Raw genomic sequence first — 13,527 nt, 5'->3', positions numbered from 1 at the left:
TTTTTGAAAGGATTACCATGAAAAAAATAGCAACACTTCTATTAATCTCAACTTTTGCCCTTGCTGGATGTAGCAGTATCCAACGTAGTCTCCGAGGGGATGACTATGTAGATTCTAGCTTGGCTGCTGAAGAAAGTTCCAAAGCAGCTGCCCAATCTGCCAAGGATCTCAAAGACGCCTTGACAAATGAAAATGCTAACTTCCCACAACTCTCTAAGGAAGTTGCTGAAGACGAAGCTGAAGTCATTCTCCACACCAGTCAAGGAGATATCCGCATCAAACTCTTTCCAAAGCTAGCTCCACTTGCGGTTGAAAATTTCCTAACTCACGCAAAAGAAGGCTACTATAATGGTGTTACCTTCCACCGAGTGATAGATGGCTTCATGGTCCAGACTGGTGATCCAAAAGGAGATGGTACTGGTGGTGAATCCATCTGGCATGATAAGGACAAGACTAAAGACCAGGGAACTGGTTTCAAGAGCGAAATTTCTCCGTATCTCTATAACATTCGTGGTTCTCTCTCTATGGCCAATACTGGTCAACCAAATTCAAATGGTAGCCAGTTCTTCATCAACCAAAATACGACGGATATTTCTGCCAAACTCCCTACGAATAGCTATCCAAAGAAAATTATCGAAGCCTACAAAAAAGGTGGTAATCCTAGTCTAGACGGTAAGCACCCTGTCTTTGGTCAAGTCATCGACGGTATGGATGTTGTTGACAAGATTGCCAAGGCTGAAAAAGACGAAAAAGACAAACCAACTACTGCTATTACTATTGACAGCATTGAAATTGTTAAGGACTACGATTTCAGTAAAAAATAGGATGACCCTAAAATAAGGAGATGTGAAAATGATTTTATTCTGGGGTTCGAAAGGTTACCAAAAGGTCTTAGGACATACTCAAACCACTATCGAGTGTGGTCACTGTAACAACACCGATACTTGGGAAATTTCAGAAACTGGACGTAAGTTTACCCTTTACTGGATTCCACTCTTTCCTTACGGAAAAACTTATTTCGTTTCTTGCCCGATTTGTCACTACGGGAAAGAAATCCAAAAATCTGATATTGAAACCTATTTGAATTACTAGCCAAAAAGCCAAGTCACACAGACTTGGCTTTTTACTATTCTAGTTTTACGAAATTCTCTTTTTATGTCAACTCATTGAAATCCCAGATCTGGTCCATCCAGCCTTCGTAGAAGTCTGGTTCGTGGCAAACCATGAGGATAGAACCCTTGTATTCTTTCAGAGCACGTTTGAGTTCGTCCTTGGCATCCACATCCAAGTGGTTGGTAGGTTCGTCTAGTACAAGGACATTATTCTCGCGGTTCATCAAGAGACAGAAACGAACCTTAGCTTGCTCTCCACCTGACAATACTTGGATTTGACTCTCGATATGTTTAGTCGTCAAACCACAGCGGGCAAGAGCTGCACGGACTTCTGCTTGGTTGAGAGCTGGAAAGGCGTTCCAGACTGCTTCTAGTGGTGTCTGGCGATTGCCTCCTTCCACTTCCTGTTCAAAGTAGCCGAGTTCTAGGTAGTCACCTCGCTCAACCTCTCCAGCAATAGGTGGAATAATCCCCAAAAGACTCTTCAAGAGGGTTGTTTTCCCGATACCATTGGCACCGATGATAGCAACCTTTTGATTGCGCTCAAAGGTGAGGTTTAAGGGTTTAGTAAGGGGACGATCGTAGCCAATCTGCAAGTCCTTGGCTTGGAAGATAAAGCGTCCAGGTGTACGAGCTGTTTTGAATTCAAAGGATGGCTTTGGTTTCTCACTTTGAAGTTCGATGATATCCATCTTGTCTAATTTCTTTTGACGAGACATGGCCATGTTTCGTGTTGCAACACGCGCCTTATTACGGGCTACGAAATCCTTGAGATCCGCAATTTCTTTCTGTTGACGTTCATAGGCCGCTTCCAGTTGCGATTTCTTCATGGCATAGACTTCTTGGAACTGGTAGTAATCTCCAGAGTAGCGTGTCAATTGTTGGTTTTCTACGTGATAAACAATATTGATAACGTCGTTGAGGAAAGGAATATCGTGTGAAATAAGGACAAAGGCATTCTCATAGTTCTGAAGATAGCGTTTGAGCCAGTCGATATGCTCAGCATCCAAGTAGTTGGTTGGCTCGTCAAGAAGCAAGATATCAGGCTTTTCAAGGAGGAGTTTTGCCAAAAGCACCTTGGTTCTTTGCCCACCTGACAAGGCTGTTACATCCGTGTCCATCCCAAAGTCCATGACACCAAGTGCACGCGCTACCTCATCGATCTTAGCATCTAAGGTATAGAAATCACGACTTTCCAAACGGTCTTGGAGTTCTCCAACTTCTTCCATCAATGCATCAATATCAGCGCCCTCTTCTGCCATTTCCATGTAGAGTTCATTGATACGTGCTTCGGCTTTGAATAATTCGTCAAAAGCTGTACGAAGAACGTCACGAACAGTTTGGCCTTCTTTAAGCACCGCATGCTGATCTAGGTAGCCTGCCGTCACATATTTAGACCACTCCACCTTACCTTCATCAGGTAACATTTTACCAGTCACGATGCTCATAAAGGTTGATTTTCCTTCACCATTGGCACCAACCAAACCGATATGTTCACCTTTGAGGAGACGGAAGGATACGTCTTCAAAAATCGCACGATCACCAAAACCGTGACTCAAATTTTTAACTTCTAAGATACTCATTTTAATTCCTTATCTTGTTTTTATGTAGTAGTTTATAGAGGAGCCAAGCTAGGTAGCCACCCAAGGTATTGGTCCACAAATCATCAATCTCAAAGACCCGATTAAAGTCCAAGAAAAAGTCTAGAACTAGTTGCGTGCATTCAATTCCCAAGCTCAATAAAAAGCTAAACAAAATCACTTTCTTAGTATTTCTTAGACTAGGAATGAGATAGAGAAGTTGGAAAATCAGTGGGAAGAGTAAAAGGATATTTAAGGCATTTTGCAAAAAAATCCAGAACAGTTGTAAAAGGCTGGTTACTTCACCCAATTTCCAAAGGGAGTTAAAAGGCGTCAAAAGAAAAACCAGGCGTCCAAAAGTTTGAATACCTGGAGTTTCCACTCCTGTAGGAAGTTGAGGCTGGGGAGTAAAACAAAAACAGACGATACAAAGACTGTATAAAAGCACTCCCAAGCTTAGTAATGTTTTTCGACTCATCTTATGGATTTACTTCAGCTACTGCTTTTTGGCGATCACGCTTCATGGTATTTGAACGCAATTGTCCACAAGCCGCATCGATATCTGTACCATGTTCTTGACGAACGACACAGTTGACACCTTTTTTCTTGAGTGTATCATAGAAAGCCATCACGCGCTCTTTAGGGCTTCGGCTATACTGGTCATGCTCACTAACTGGGTTGTAAGGAATCAAGTTGACATAAGACAATTTCTTGATATTCTTAAGCAATTCTGCCAACTCAAGTGCCTGCTCTACTCCATCGTTAACTTCATTGAGCATGATATACTCAAACGTCACACGGCGATTGGTAGTTTCGATGTAATACTCGATAGCTGCAAAGAGTTTTTCAATTGGAAAGGCACGGTTAATCTTCATGATGCTTGAACGAAGTTCATTGTTTGGCGCATGAAGAGAAACAGCAAGGTTGACCTGTACACCTTCATTAGCAAATTCACGGATTTTGTGAGCCAAACCTGAAGTTGATACTGTGATATGGCGAGCACCGATAGCCATCCCCTTATCGTCATTGATGGTACGGATAAAGTTCAAGACATTATTGTAGTTATCAAAAGGTTCTCCAATACCCATAACAACGATATGGCTTACACGTTCGTCCTGTCCACGTTCGTCAAAATACTTTTGAACCAACATAATCTGAGCAACGATTTCACCGTTATTGAGGTCACGTTGCTTCTTGATCAAGCCTGATGCACAGAAGGTACAACCGATATTGCATCCTACCTGAGTCGTTACACAGACTGACAAACCGTAGTGTTGACGCATCAGCACTGTCTCAATCAACATACCATCTGGCAACTCAAAGAGGTACTTGACCGTTCCATCGGATGACTCTTGAACAATGCGTTGTTTCAAAGGATTTACCACAAATTGGTCGTTGAGTTTGGCAATCAAATCCTTAGACAAGTTGGTCATTTCTTCAAATGATTGAACACGTTTACGGTAAAGCCATTCCCAGATTTGATCAGCACGGAATTTCTTTTCTCCTTGCTCCAAGACCCACTCTTGCATGCCTTGACGTGTTAAACTATAAATCGACGGTTTCATCTTTTCTCCTTATTTTCTAGTCCTTCTTACGGATGACAAAATGACGTTGCCCTTTGTCTTCTTTCTGAGATTTTTGGTCTTTTGAACGGCGTCTATTTCTCTTATCCGTATGATTTTTTTTCTTACTTTGAGAAGTCTTTTTCCCTTTGCGAGAGTCCTTTTCTTCCTCTTTTTTGCGCATCTTTTGGTCAAATGGTGCTCGTTTAGGAGCTTCATTTTCTAAAACAAAATAGGCACAACCATAGCTACAATACTCTAGTAGGTAGTCTTGCAAACGACTGATTTTTTCTAAAGATTCTTCAGCTCGTTCATTCTTATAAAATCCCCGTAAGCGTAACTGCTCATTACTCCAGTCTCCAACAATATAATCAAACTTGGTTAGTACTTCTGAAAAGCGTTGAGTAAAAGCTGTTGCATCAAAAGCATCCTTGCTATTTTCAACTAGAGTAAAAACAAAATCTTCAGCTTCCACTCTGTTTCCAGTCAGTTGAAATTCGGGACCAGGGAATTTATTGTAATTATATAATTCGGGTGCAATTTCTTTACGCATAATCTTCCTTTTTCAACGATTACTTAATACTCTATTCTACCATATTTTTGCCACATTTTCACCTTTAGTATTAAAATGAAAAAAATCTGACGATTTAATACTCTTCAAAAATCAAATTCAAACCACGTCAGCTTCGTCTTGCCGTACTCAAGTACAGCCTGCGGCTCGCTTCCTAGTTTGCTCTTTGATTTTCATTGAGTATAAGAATCTCTATCTAAAAACTCGACTTTTGTAGACAAGAAAAAACTGGGGTTTCCCAGTTTTGAGTGATTATAGGTAAAGTAATTTGAAAAGCGCTACTGCTGCAATACCAGCTGCAATCGGTGCAACTACTGGTACCCAAGCATACCACCATTTTGAATCACCCTTGTGTTGACCAAGGATTGATTTTGGAAGGAAGGCATGAAGGAGACGTGGTCCAAAGTCACGAGCTGGGTTCAAACCAGGTCCTGTAGGTCCTCCAAGTGAAGTAACCAAAGCCATTACTAGGAAACCAAGTGCCAAGTGACCAACAGCAAGGCCTGATGCTGTATGAGGCGCTACTTGAGCTTTAATTGCCAAATCAGAGAAGTCAACATTTTGACCAGCTTGAGTTGCCATTTGTTTCATGTATTGGAGGACTTCAGCTCCAAAGAAGTTCTTTGTCATACCAAGTGCTGCAAAGAAGAGAACGAATGAACCAACAAACTCGTTGATAAAACCGTTAACTGTTGCTGCAAAGCGTGATTCTTTTGTACCTTGGTCAATACTTGAAATTGTTGAGAATGTTCCCAAGATATTGTTTGCTTTTTCAGTTTGCAAGTAGTATGGACGGTGAGTTGCAACAACCAAGGCTTGTCCGAAGATTGCTCCCAAGACTTGTGCAACGATGTACGGTACTACTTGTGCCCAAGGGAAAAGTCCGCTAACTGCTAGACCAAGAGTGAAGGCTGGGTTGATGTGGTTACCAGAAACATTACCAAACATCAAGGCAGGGATCATAACCCCCATACCGTAACCAACAGCGATAACGAGCCAGCCACTTTGGTGACCTTTCGTACCTTTAAGTTCAACGTTGGCAACTGCACCATTTCCCAAGATGATCAAGATGGCTGTTCCCAAAAATTCAGTGGCATATTTGACTGCCCATGCGAAATCCATTGATAGATTCTCCTTAATATTTTTTAGACAATCCCTATTCTATCAATTTTTAAGCCTTTTAGCAACAGATTTTCTAAAAGAATACTGCGGGAAAACGCTTTTATTTTAGTTCTTAAAAAAAGACCTAACAAATCTAGTTTGTTAAGTCAAAATTTTGATTATTCTTGACGCTGACCAAAGTCCTTAATCATCTGATCCATTTCCTCACGACTTGGTGTCGTTAGCATATAGAGATAGTCTCCTTGCAATTCAGCAAAGGCTGCCGGCATAATTTTCTTTACTTTGAACTGCTGACCATATTTAGCGAGCAAGTCTTCTTCTGAATAAACATAGTTAGCATTGGCGCGACGAGATGTTGCTAAGCAATACTGGGTTTCAAACGGAGACTCTGGGAATGCTTCACCTGCAACGATAGCTGCATAGCCCTTGTACAAATCCAAGGAATGCGCATAGTTATAGACATCAATAGTGAAGCCACCTGCTGGACGGTTATTGTACTCAATGGCAATATAATCATCACCCTCACGGAAGAACTCGATATGGAAGAAACGTTCTTTCATACCAAATTCCTTGACAATTGCCTCACCATACTTGCGAAGTTTCGGATCCATATCTTTAAGAACATAATAAGAATTGTCCATCTTGTAAATCATGAGATCAAGGGGTGTATGGGCATAGTCAAAGGTAGTTGAAAAGACAATATTTCCATCTCTATCTACCAAACCATCGAAGGTACAGATTTCACTAGAGGTAACAAATTTTTCAAAGAAATAAATGGTTGAGTGGTCCCATTCAGCCTTAAAGTGATTGACATCATCTTCTGTTTCAAGTTTGAAGGTTGCAGCTGCCCCAACTCCATTGTCAGGTTTTGCAATCATGGGAAGTCCAATTTCTTTCACAGCTTTATCAACATCTGCTTCTGTTTCAATGACAGCACCTGGCACAACTGGAACCCCAGCTTTTTGGAAGAGTTTTTTCATCTCAGACTTGAATTTGGTCTTCTTGAGGTCTTCTGGTTTGGCACCAAAGACATGAAACTGTTCACGAAGAGCAGCATCTAACTCAAGCCAGTATTCATTGTGTGATTCAATGCGGTCAATTGGACCATGCTTATAGAAAAGAAAGGCAACTGCTCGTTTAACCTCATCGATATTTTCAAGATTATCAACTCGGAAGTACTCCGTCAAGCTATTGCGTAATGGTTCATCTAGTTGTTCGTAGGGTTCTTGCCCAATCCCTAGAACTGTGATTCCTTTATTGGCTAGCTCAATACTAAATTGCTGAAAATTTTGTGGGTAATAGGGTGAAATTACAAGATAATTCATAAGCAACTCCTTTTATAGACTCATATGACCGAGGAAATAAGGTATTTGTTTGCGCCACCATTCCCAGTCATGGGCAACATCGTGCCCCCATTCTGCAAACCAGGCAGGAATTTGTTTTTGGTCAAAGGCTTCTTTTAACTTGTAGTAAGAAGGCAGGCCATCTTGTTCCCAAGCACCTAGACCAGTACAAACAATAATCTCAGCCTGACGGTAACGATCTATAAACCAACCATCATTCTGATTCCAGATATAGTCTACTGGTGAATTTTGATAGATAGCATCATCGTTGTAGTAATCTCCAACAAAGAAACGAGCATCATAGACACCACTGAGGGCGATTACCTTGGTAAAGACGTCTGGATGCTGCAGGAAGAAATTCAAAGCGTGATAGGCTCCCATAGAGCATCCTGTTGTCATCATACCGTCAAACCAGCCTGTCTTGTGCTTGATAAAAGGAATAGCTTCTTCAATCACATATCGTTCATAGGAACGGTGCATCTCAGCTTGATCATGACTATTTTTCCAAGTCGCAAGCCAGCTCTCACTATCTACACTTGAAAGGGTAAAGAACTGCACGCGACCTTCTTCAATAAAGGATGCACAAGCATCAATCATTCCAAAATCATAGTATTCATTGTGGCTACCACCTGAAGAAGCAAAGACAACAACTGGGATGCCTCCATGTCCGTATCGATTGACATACATTTCACGATTTAGATGGCCACTCCAGTGGCTAAGATGTTCAATATGCATATCCTGTCTCCTTTATACTAATTACCAATTTTCTGCAAAAAAGCGTAGGCAAGCTGGGAGATTTTCTGACCATGGAATTTCATGGTGGATAGCCCCTGCTTGAACCTTGAGAGAGAGATTTTCTAACTCAACTCCTCCTGCTATCAAATCATGATAATAGCGAAGAGAAGAGTCAATATAGGCCTGCTTGATATTACCAGCCATAAGGGTCTTATCTGTGTCATCTGCCTCTTCCGTCCCGACATAGATGAAGACACGCTGGTCAGGTAATAGTTTTTTACGCTCCATATAGCGATCAAAGGCCTCTTGGTGAAGCCAGTTAGCTGATGAGAACACTCCCAAACACCCAATCTGATCCTGATACTCCAAGCCAATAAACTGGGTAATATTGCCGCCTAGAGAAGACCCAACCATAGCAGTGTGCTTACGGTCTGATTTTGTACGATAGTTTTCATCGATAAAAGGCTTGACTACCTCCATGACAAACTCTGCGTACTCAACTCCCTTACCACCAAATTGTTGGCCAGGAATGTTGGACTCTTGGAATTTCCAAGCTGCATACTCATTCATTCGACCAAGACCATCATTGTCAATAGCCACAACAATCATACGGCTGATATCTGGATTTCGCTTGATGGCTGGGATAATCTTCCAGGAATGTCCAACGTAAGATTCCTTACTATAAAAGACATTTTGTCCATCATGGAAATACACCACAGGATAACTTCTATCCGTGTCTTTTTCATAGTTTTTTGGGAGGAGAACACGTACGCGACGCTCCTTACCTGTGTAGGGAACCACTAATTTATGCTCTCGCATTTTCAGGTAAAAATATGATTGATTCATTGTCAGAAAACTCTCTATATTCAAAATTTTATCTAATTATATCATAAAAATAGAAAAAAAGTCAGTTTCCGTCCAAATTTAGGACAATAAACTAACTTTTTTTACTTATTTTATCTTTTCCTCTGGTTTTTCTGATTAAAGGAGGTCATCGATCAACTCATCGACAGCATCCTTCTCAGCTTGAGGTGTGATTTCAGTAATCATAATTCCTGCTACTGCACGTTCAACCAAACCTTCGACATCCATTCGCGCTTCATACTGCTCAGCATTCTTAATCTTTGGATTTGTCTTCGGACGATCGGGTGCAAAAATCGTACAGCAGTCCTCAAATGGCTGGATAGAGATTTCAAAGGTATCAATTTCCTGAGCAATATCAATGATTTCTAGCTTGTCCATAGTTACAACTGGACGGATGATTGGTGTATTGGTCACCGCGTTGATAGCCTGCATACTTTCAAGGGTTTGGCTAGCCACCTGACCAAGACTTTCACCATTGATGATGACTAAACCTTTTCTCACTTCACGGATACGATCTGTAATGCGCATCATAAAGCGACGAGTCAGCGTCATGAGGTAGGCTTCTGGAGCCTTCGCCTTGATTTCTTCTTGAATCTCAGTGAAAGGTACTTCGATAAACTGGATATTCCCACCAAACTTGGTCAATTTACGGGTCAAATCTTGGGCTTTTTTGAGGGCACCTGGACTTGTGTATGGTGGACTCGCAAAGTGAACAGCCTCAATATCTACACCACGTTTGAGGGCAAGATATCCTGCTACAGGTGAGTCAATCCCTCCTGACAACATGAGCATACCTTTACCAGAAGTTCCGACAGGCAAACCTCCCGCTCCACGAATGGTTTCATATGAAAGGTAGGCTGCTTCTTCACGAATCTCCACTTGCAGATTGATATCAGGATTTTTCATTTGTGCTTGTACATTGGGAATGGCTTCAAAGACTGCACCACCAAGAGTTTGGTTCAACTCACGACTGTCTAACTCAAAGTTGTGGTCGCTTCGCTTGCTTGAGATTTTAAAGGTCATACCTTCCTTGTAGATGTCCTTCATAATCTCTTGGACAGCAGATTTCAGAACTTCTACAGATTTTTCAACCTTGTATACTGGCGAAAAGTTTTGAATTCCGAAAACTTGCTTGAGTGACTCGGCAACTGCTGCATAGTCGGCACCATTTAGATAAGCATGGGCACGATCGCGGTCTGCTGTCACTTTGACTTGAGGATAAATGGACAAAACGTCTGAGATATTATTACGTAGTTTATTGATGAAACGCATCCGATTTTTACCCTTGGTTGAAAGCTCTCCGTAGCGAATCATAATTTCTGAATACTGCATGAATGCTCCTATCTTACTTTTTTAGTTTGATTGTAGATTAATTTTAGTTTGGTCAAAAATTGCTCAACTTGACTCATGTCATTTTCTAGGTCTAGGCTGAGGCGTACTGCTGACTGGGCTTTATCCTTTTCAATCCCCATGGCAATCAGGGTTCCAGCAGGTTTCCCAGCCTTGGACGAGCAAGCTGATGTTGTAGAAATGAAAATATCATAGTCTTCAAAAGCATGAACGATAACTTCCCCACGAACTCCCTTAATTCCGAAGGTCAGAATATGAGGAGCAAAGTCTTCCTCACCTGAGAAAACAAAAATATCTGGATAGTCGAGAAGAGCTTGACGGATGACTTCCTTCATCTGACTCGTTTTGTTAGAAAACAATTCCAATCTTTCCATAGCTAGACGCAGTGCCTTGGCTGTTGCTGCAATTCCTGCTACATTCTCAGTTGTTGAACGATAGTCACGCTCTTGGCCACCACCAGTTAAAAGCGGTGTAATTTTCTTGCCAGACTTGATATAGACAAATCCAACACCACGAACTCCGTGGAATTTATGACTAGAGAAGGTCGCAAAATCCACTCGGTCAGTCAAATACTTTTCTGTCGGAATCTTAGCTAAAGCTTGAACCGCATCAACATGGAAGGAAATCGTTGGCTTATCAGCTAATAGTTCTGATATAGCTTCAATAGGCTGGATTGAGCCGATTTCATTGTTGACTGCCATAACAGAGACTAGCGTTGTATCAGGACGAAGTAGGTTTTCTAAAGCAGTTACATCTACAAATCCTTTTTCATTTACAGGTGCAAAATCCACTTCAAAACCTTGAGTCTTGAGCCAGAGAGCCGACTCCTTGACTGCTGGGTGCTCAATATCAGACACAATAATGTGTTTACCAAATTGCGCTTTTTCAAAAGCCACACCTTTGATAACCCAATTATCCCCTTCAGTCCCACCAGAGGTAAAGAAGATTTCTTCGCTTTTCTTGCCAATCAAATCTGCAATCTGCTGTCGAGAAGCTTCTAAAATTCTGCTAGATTGGTCTCCCAAACGATGGAGACTTGAAGGATTTCCAATAATTTTTGCAGACACTTGCATATAAGTCTCTAACGCTTCAGGGTATGGCTTGGTCGTTGCCGAATTATCAAAGTAAATCATGGTTTCTCACGCTTTCTAAAATCACTCCTTCTATTGTATCACGAAACAGTTCAGGCGACAAGAAAGGCAATTCAGGTTCATTTAAGTTTTTTTTAAAGATTTTCGGTATAATGAATTTTAGTAAAGGAGAGATATTATGTCTAATTATCGTAGAACATCAAAACCCAAAACGGAACACATCAAAAAAGGATTTACTGTTTTTCAAAAAACGATTGCTACTATCGGTAGTATTCTAGGGCTGATTACTGCAAGCATCACCATTATGAATGCTATGAATAACAACAATAATAACTCTAAAAAAGAAACTACGACAACCCAGACAACTGTCATAAAAGAGATTCAAAAGGAATCCCCTCAAGAGAACACTACTCCCAACAAGGATAATACTTCTACAAAAGAAAACACACAAGAAGAAACAACAAGTAAATCTAGTAGCAGTGAAGAAAGCAAGAAAGAAGAGACTAGTAGTAAACAAGAACAACCGACTGTTCCTTCTTCTAGCACTCAAACAACAGATACAAAAGCATCCACTACTAATGGAGCTTCCTAAAAGAACTATCTAACAGCCAGTGATTGAATCGCTGGTTTTTTTATTGCTGTCTTCAGTATTTATCAGCAAAAGTTGATCTTTGCAACAAAAAAATGATCAGCCTTTAAACCAATCATTTTTTGGATATATTTTATACTCAATGAAAATCAAAGAGCAAACTAGGAAGCTAGCCGCAGGTTGCTCAAAACACTGTTTTGAGGTTGTGGATAGAACTGACGAAGTCAGTAACAAATATACGGCAAGGCGACGCTGACGTGGTTTGAAGAGATTTTCGAAGAGTATTAGCTAAAAACTAGAAATAGATAGTTTAAAATAGATACCAGTACTAGAACTCCGTTATTTAGCAAATGAACAGCTATGGAATCAAGGACATTCCCTCTACGAGCATAGGCTAAGTAAAATATCACTCCCAGTAAAAAATAAGTTACAAACTCTATCGGATAAAACATATGCAGATAGCCAAAAATCGCAGAACTTATTAGCAATTTCAACCACTTTTGATCATCTTTAAAAAAATAGTGGCTGAAGAATCCTCTAAATACTAATTCTTCCATGATTGGAGCAAATATACCAATTGCAAAATGAAAGGCGATGAAAAACAGAGGAAAAACTCGAGTGACCTGCTCACTTGTGGCCAGCAAGGCAGCATCGTTAGCGGAAGTTGGATTTCCAGTAACCACTTGAATCAGGAGGGTACCTACAATCGCTACTAGTCGAGTAGCCACATAAAATAAAAGGGCTATTCCAAAATCCTTCCATGTAAACTTGAAAGCCTTCTGCTGATTCGGAATTTTCTTTTTATACTGTCGCCAAACAGCAACTAGCAAGAAGGTAGCAAGTACCAAATACCCAATACTAGTCGTCCACTTTAAGGACAGAGAACTAGAATCTTCGAGAGCCAACATTCTCATGGGAAATGTATTTACATTTATAATCAGTAAGATCATTCCTACAAATTTTAAACTATTTTTCAACTTTTGCAAACCACTACCTCTTCTTTCCTGAACTCCAGCATCTCCACTTACTAACGATACTCATCTGTGTTTTCTTTCCTCTTTATAGATTTCTACTCCCTTGAGCAAGGATAGTAAGACAAGGATGACCCCAATATCTAAATTGATCAAACTACCTCCATTAGCGAATAAATACAAACCCAAACAGGCTTGCGCTAAGGGATAGGCATATTTATTAAATTTCATAGATACTCCCCAAAGCTTTCTACAAATAAAGGAATGAATAGAATAACTTCTTAGTCTTGCTCACATAAGAGCATCAAATTTCAGATTTTCTTTTTTCTACTAGCTATCTCTAAATCCAATCCAATAATACTCTTCTGATTAACTTGTAAGATCAGCTCTATTCTTTTAGGGTTGAACCAGACCACCGATCTACTAAATCATGTTTAGGAACAATCATAGTTTAGCATTTATTTCTAGGAAAAGATTGCTCTTTCTTAAATTGTCATCAAAACATCCTAAATGGTAAAAAAATTGGATTGCGACTTAACCCAATCTAAGGACTTTGTCAGGAGTTAGGAATGTTGGCTCTATAATATTTGTAGTGGGTAAATCCCCTATAGATATTATGGAGCCTATTTTGTGTAGA

Annotated in this window: 15 protein-coding genes; 3 read left to right on the top strand and 12 right to left on the bottom strand. The window is 40.4% G+C overall.

The window, feature by feature from the left end:
- The first annotated feature begins 17 nt into the window (after positions 1-17).
- Together ADH81_RS07515 and ADH81_RS07510 are read left to right on the top strand one after the other, a co-directional pair.
- The gene (locus ADH81_RS07515; RefSeq protein ID WP_049527821.1) at positions 18-824 is read left to right on the top strand and encodes a peptidylprolyl isomerase; all 807 of its coding nucleotides are present in this window, start codon (positions 18-20) and stop codon (positions 822-824) included.
- Positions 825-852: 28 nt separating this feature from the next.
- Positions 853-1,092: a zinc-ribbon domain-containing protein gene (locus tag ADH81_RS07510; RefSeq protein ID WP_080979303.1), complete on the top strand. Its 240-nt coding sequence runs from the start codon at positions 853-855 to the stop codon at positions 1,090-1,092.
- 61 nt (positions 1,093-1,153) lie between these two features.
- Here the strand turns inward: ADH81_RS07510 and abc-f are convergent, their stop codons facing one another.
- The 10 genes from abc-f to ADH81_RS07460 form a co-directional block, all read right to left on the bottom strand.
- Positions 1,154-2,695 (bottom strand): ribosomal protection-like ABC-F family protein, encoded by a 1,542-nt coding sequence (gene abc-f / locus ADH81_RS07505; protein ID WP_049527818.1) that lies wholly within the window; start codon positions 2,693-2,695, stop codon positions 1,154-1,156.
- 1 nt (position 2,696) lies between these two features.
- Entirely contained in the window at positions 2,697-3,170 is a 474-nt protein-coding gene (locus ADH81_RS07500) for a VanZ family protein (protein ID WP_049527815.1), read from the bottom strand.
- A gap of 1 nt (position 3,171) precedes the next feature.
- Complete coding sequence (gene rlmN, locus ADH81_RS07495) at positions 3,172-4,257, bottom strand: 23S rRNA (adenine(2503)-C(2))-methyltransferase RlmN (RefSeq protein ID WP_049527812.1); 1,086 nt, start codon at positions 4,255-4,257, stop codon at positions 3,172-3,174.
- Positions 4,258-4,273: 16 nt separating this feature from the next.
- Complete coding sequence (locus tag ADH81_RS07490) at positions 4,274-4,807, bottom strand: YutD family protein (RefSeq protein ID WP_049527810.1); 534 nt, start codon at positions 4,805-4,807, stop codon at positions 4,274-4,276.
- Between the two features lie 270 nt (positions 4,808-5,077).
- Positions 5,078-5,947, bottom strand: coding sequence for an aquaglyceroporin Gla (gla, locus tag ADH81_RS07485; protein ID WP_049503004.1), 870 nt, complete (start codon positions 5,945-5,947; stop codon positions 5,078-5,080).
- 158 nt (positions 5,948-6,105) lie between these two features.
- On the bottom strand, positions 6,106-7,272 hold the full coding sequence (locus ADH81_RS07480) for an ATP-grasp domain-containing protein (protein ID WP_049527809.1): 1,167 nt from the start codon (positions 7,270-7,272) through the stop codon (positions 6,106-6,108).
- Positions 7,273-7,284: 12 nt separating this feature from the next.
- Positions 7,285-8,025, bottom strand: a complete 741-nt coding sequence (locus ADH81_RS07475) for an esterase family protein (RefSeq protein ID WP_049527807.1) — start codon at positions 8,023-8,025, stop codon at positions 7,285-7,287.
- A 21-nt stretch (positions 8,026-8,046) separates the two neighbouring features.
- Positions 8,047-8,871 carry an alpha/beta hydrolase gene (locus ADH81_RS07470; protein WP_049527804.1) on the bottom strand — a complete coding sequence of 275 codons (825 nt, stop codon included), beginning with the start codon at positions 8,869-8,871 and terminating at the stop codon, positions 8,047-8,049.
- A gap of 135 nt (positions 8,872-9,006) precedes the next feature.
- Positions 9,007-10,221: a tRNA uracil 4-sulfurtransferase ThiI gene (gene thiI / locus ADH81_RS07465; protein ID WP_049527801.1), complete on the bottom strand. Its 1,215-nt coding sequence runs from the start codon at positions 10,219-10,221 to the stop codon at positions 9,007-9,009.
- Between the two features lie 8 nt (positions 10,222-10,229).
- Complete coding sequence (locus ADH81_RS07460) at positions 10,230-11,372, bottom strand: cysteine desulfurase family protein (protein ID WP_049527798.1); 1,143 nt, start codon at positions 11,370-11,372, stop codon at positions 10,230-10,232.
- Positions 11,373-11,508: 136 nt separating this feature from the next.
- Between ADH81_RS07460 and ADH81_RS07455 the strand changes: the two genes are divergently transcribed.
- A complete protein-coding gene (locus ADH81_RS07455; RefSeq protein ID WP_049527794.1) occupies positions 11,509-11,922 on the top strand; it encodes a DUF6556 family protein in 414 nt (137 codons plus the stop codon).
- 281 nt (positions 11,923-12,203) lie between these two features.
- Here ADH81_RS07455 and ADH81_RS07445 read toward each other — a convergent pair whose 3' ends face one another.
- Together ADH81_RS07445 and ADH81_RS11200 are read right to left on the bottom strand one after the other, a co-directional pair.
- A complete protein-coding gene (locus ADH81_RS07445) occupies positions 12,204-12,905 on the bottom strand; it encodes a CPBP family intramembrane glutamic endopeptidase (protein WP_065427777.1) in 702 nt (233 codons plus the stop codon).
- A gap of 51 nt (positions 12,906-12,956) precedes the next feature.
- Positions 12,957-13,121 (bottom strand): hypothetical protein, encoded by a 165-nt coding sequence (locus tag ADH81_RS11200; protein ID WP_161800922.1) that lies wholly within the window; start codon positions 13,119-13,121, stop codon positions 12,957-12,959.
- Positions 13,122-13,527 lie beyond the last annotated feature (406 nt).

The organism is Streptococcus pseudopneumoniae, assembly GCF_001072925.1.
Lineage (GTDB): Bacteria > Bacillota > Bacilli > Lactobacillales > Streptococcaceae > Streptococcus > Streptococcus pseudopneumoniae_Q.
Note: the sequence above shows the minus strand (reverse complement) of the source record. Positions and strands in the feature narration are given on the sequence as shown.

Coding starts and splice junctions, on each gene's coding strand:
- abc-f (WP_049527818.1), bottom strand. CDS start 2,695: ATGAGTATCTTAGAAGTTAAAAATTTGAGTCACGGTTTTGGTGATCGT.
- ADH81_RS07515 (WP_049527821.1), top strand. CDS start 18: ATGAAAAAAATAGCAACACTTCTATTAATCTCAACTTTTGCCCTTGCT.
- rlmN (WP_049527812.1), bottom strand. CDS start 4,257: ATGAAACCGTCGATTTATAGTTTAACACGTCAAGGCATGCAAGAGTGG.
- ADH81_RS11200 (WP_161800922.1), bottom strand. CDS start 13,121: ATGAAATTTAATAAATATGCCTATCCCTTAGCGCAAGCCTGTTTGGGT.
- thiI (WP_049527801.1), bottom strand. CDS start 10,221: ATGCAGTATTCAGAAATTATGATTCGCTACGGAGAGCTTTCAACCAAG.
- ADH81_RS07480 (WP_049527809.1), bottom strand. CDS start 7,272: ATGAATTATCTTGTAATTTCACCCTATTACCCACAAAATTTTCAGCAA.
- ADH81_RS07510 (WP_080979303.1), top strand. CDS start 853: ATGATTTTATTCTGGGGTTCGAAAGGTTACCAAAAGGTCTTAGGACAT.
- ADH81_RS07490 (WP_049527810.1), bottom strand. CDS start 4,807: ATGCGTAAAGAAATTGCACCCGAATTATATAATTACAATAAATTCCCT.
- ADH81_RS07455 (WP_049527794.1), top strand. CDS start 11,509: ATGTCTAATTATCGTAGAACATCAAAACCCAAAACGGAACACATCAAA.
- gla (WP_049503004.1), bottom strand. CDS start 5,947: ATGGATTTCGCATGGGCAGTCAAATATGCCACTGAATTTTTGGGAACA.
- ADH81_RS07470 (WP_049527804.1), bottom strand. CDS start 8,871: ATGAATCAATCATATTTTTACCTGAAAATGCGAGAGCATAAATTAGTG.
- ADH81_RS07475 (WP_049527807.1), bottom strand. CDS start 8,025: ATGCATATTGAACATCTTAGCCACTGGAGTGGCCATCTAAATCGTGAA.
- ADH81_RS07460 (WP_049527798.1), bottom strand. CDS start 11,372: ATGATTTACTTTGATAATTCGGCAACGACCAAGCCATACCCTGAAGCG.
- ADH81_RS07500 (WP_049527815.1), bottom strand. CDS start 3,170: ATGAGTCGAAAAACATTACTAAGCTTGGGAGTGCTTTTATACAGTCTT.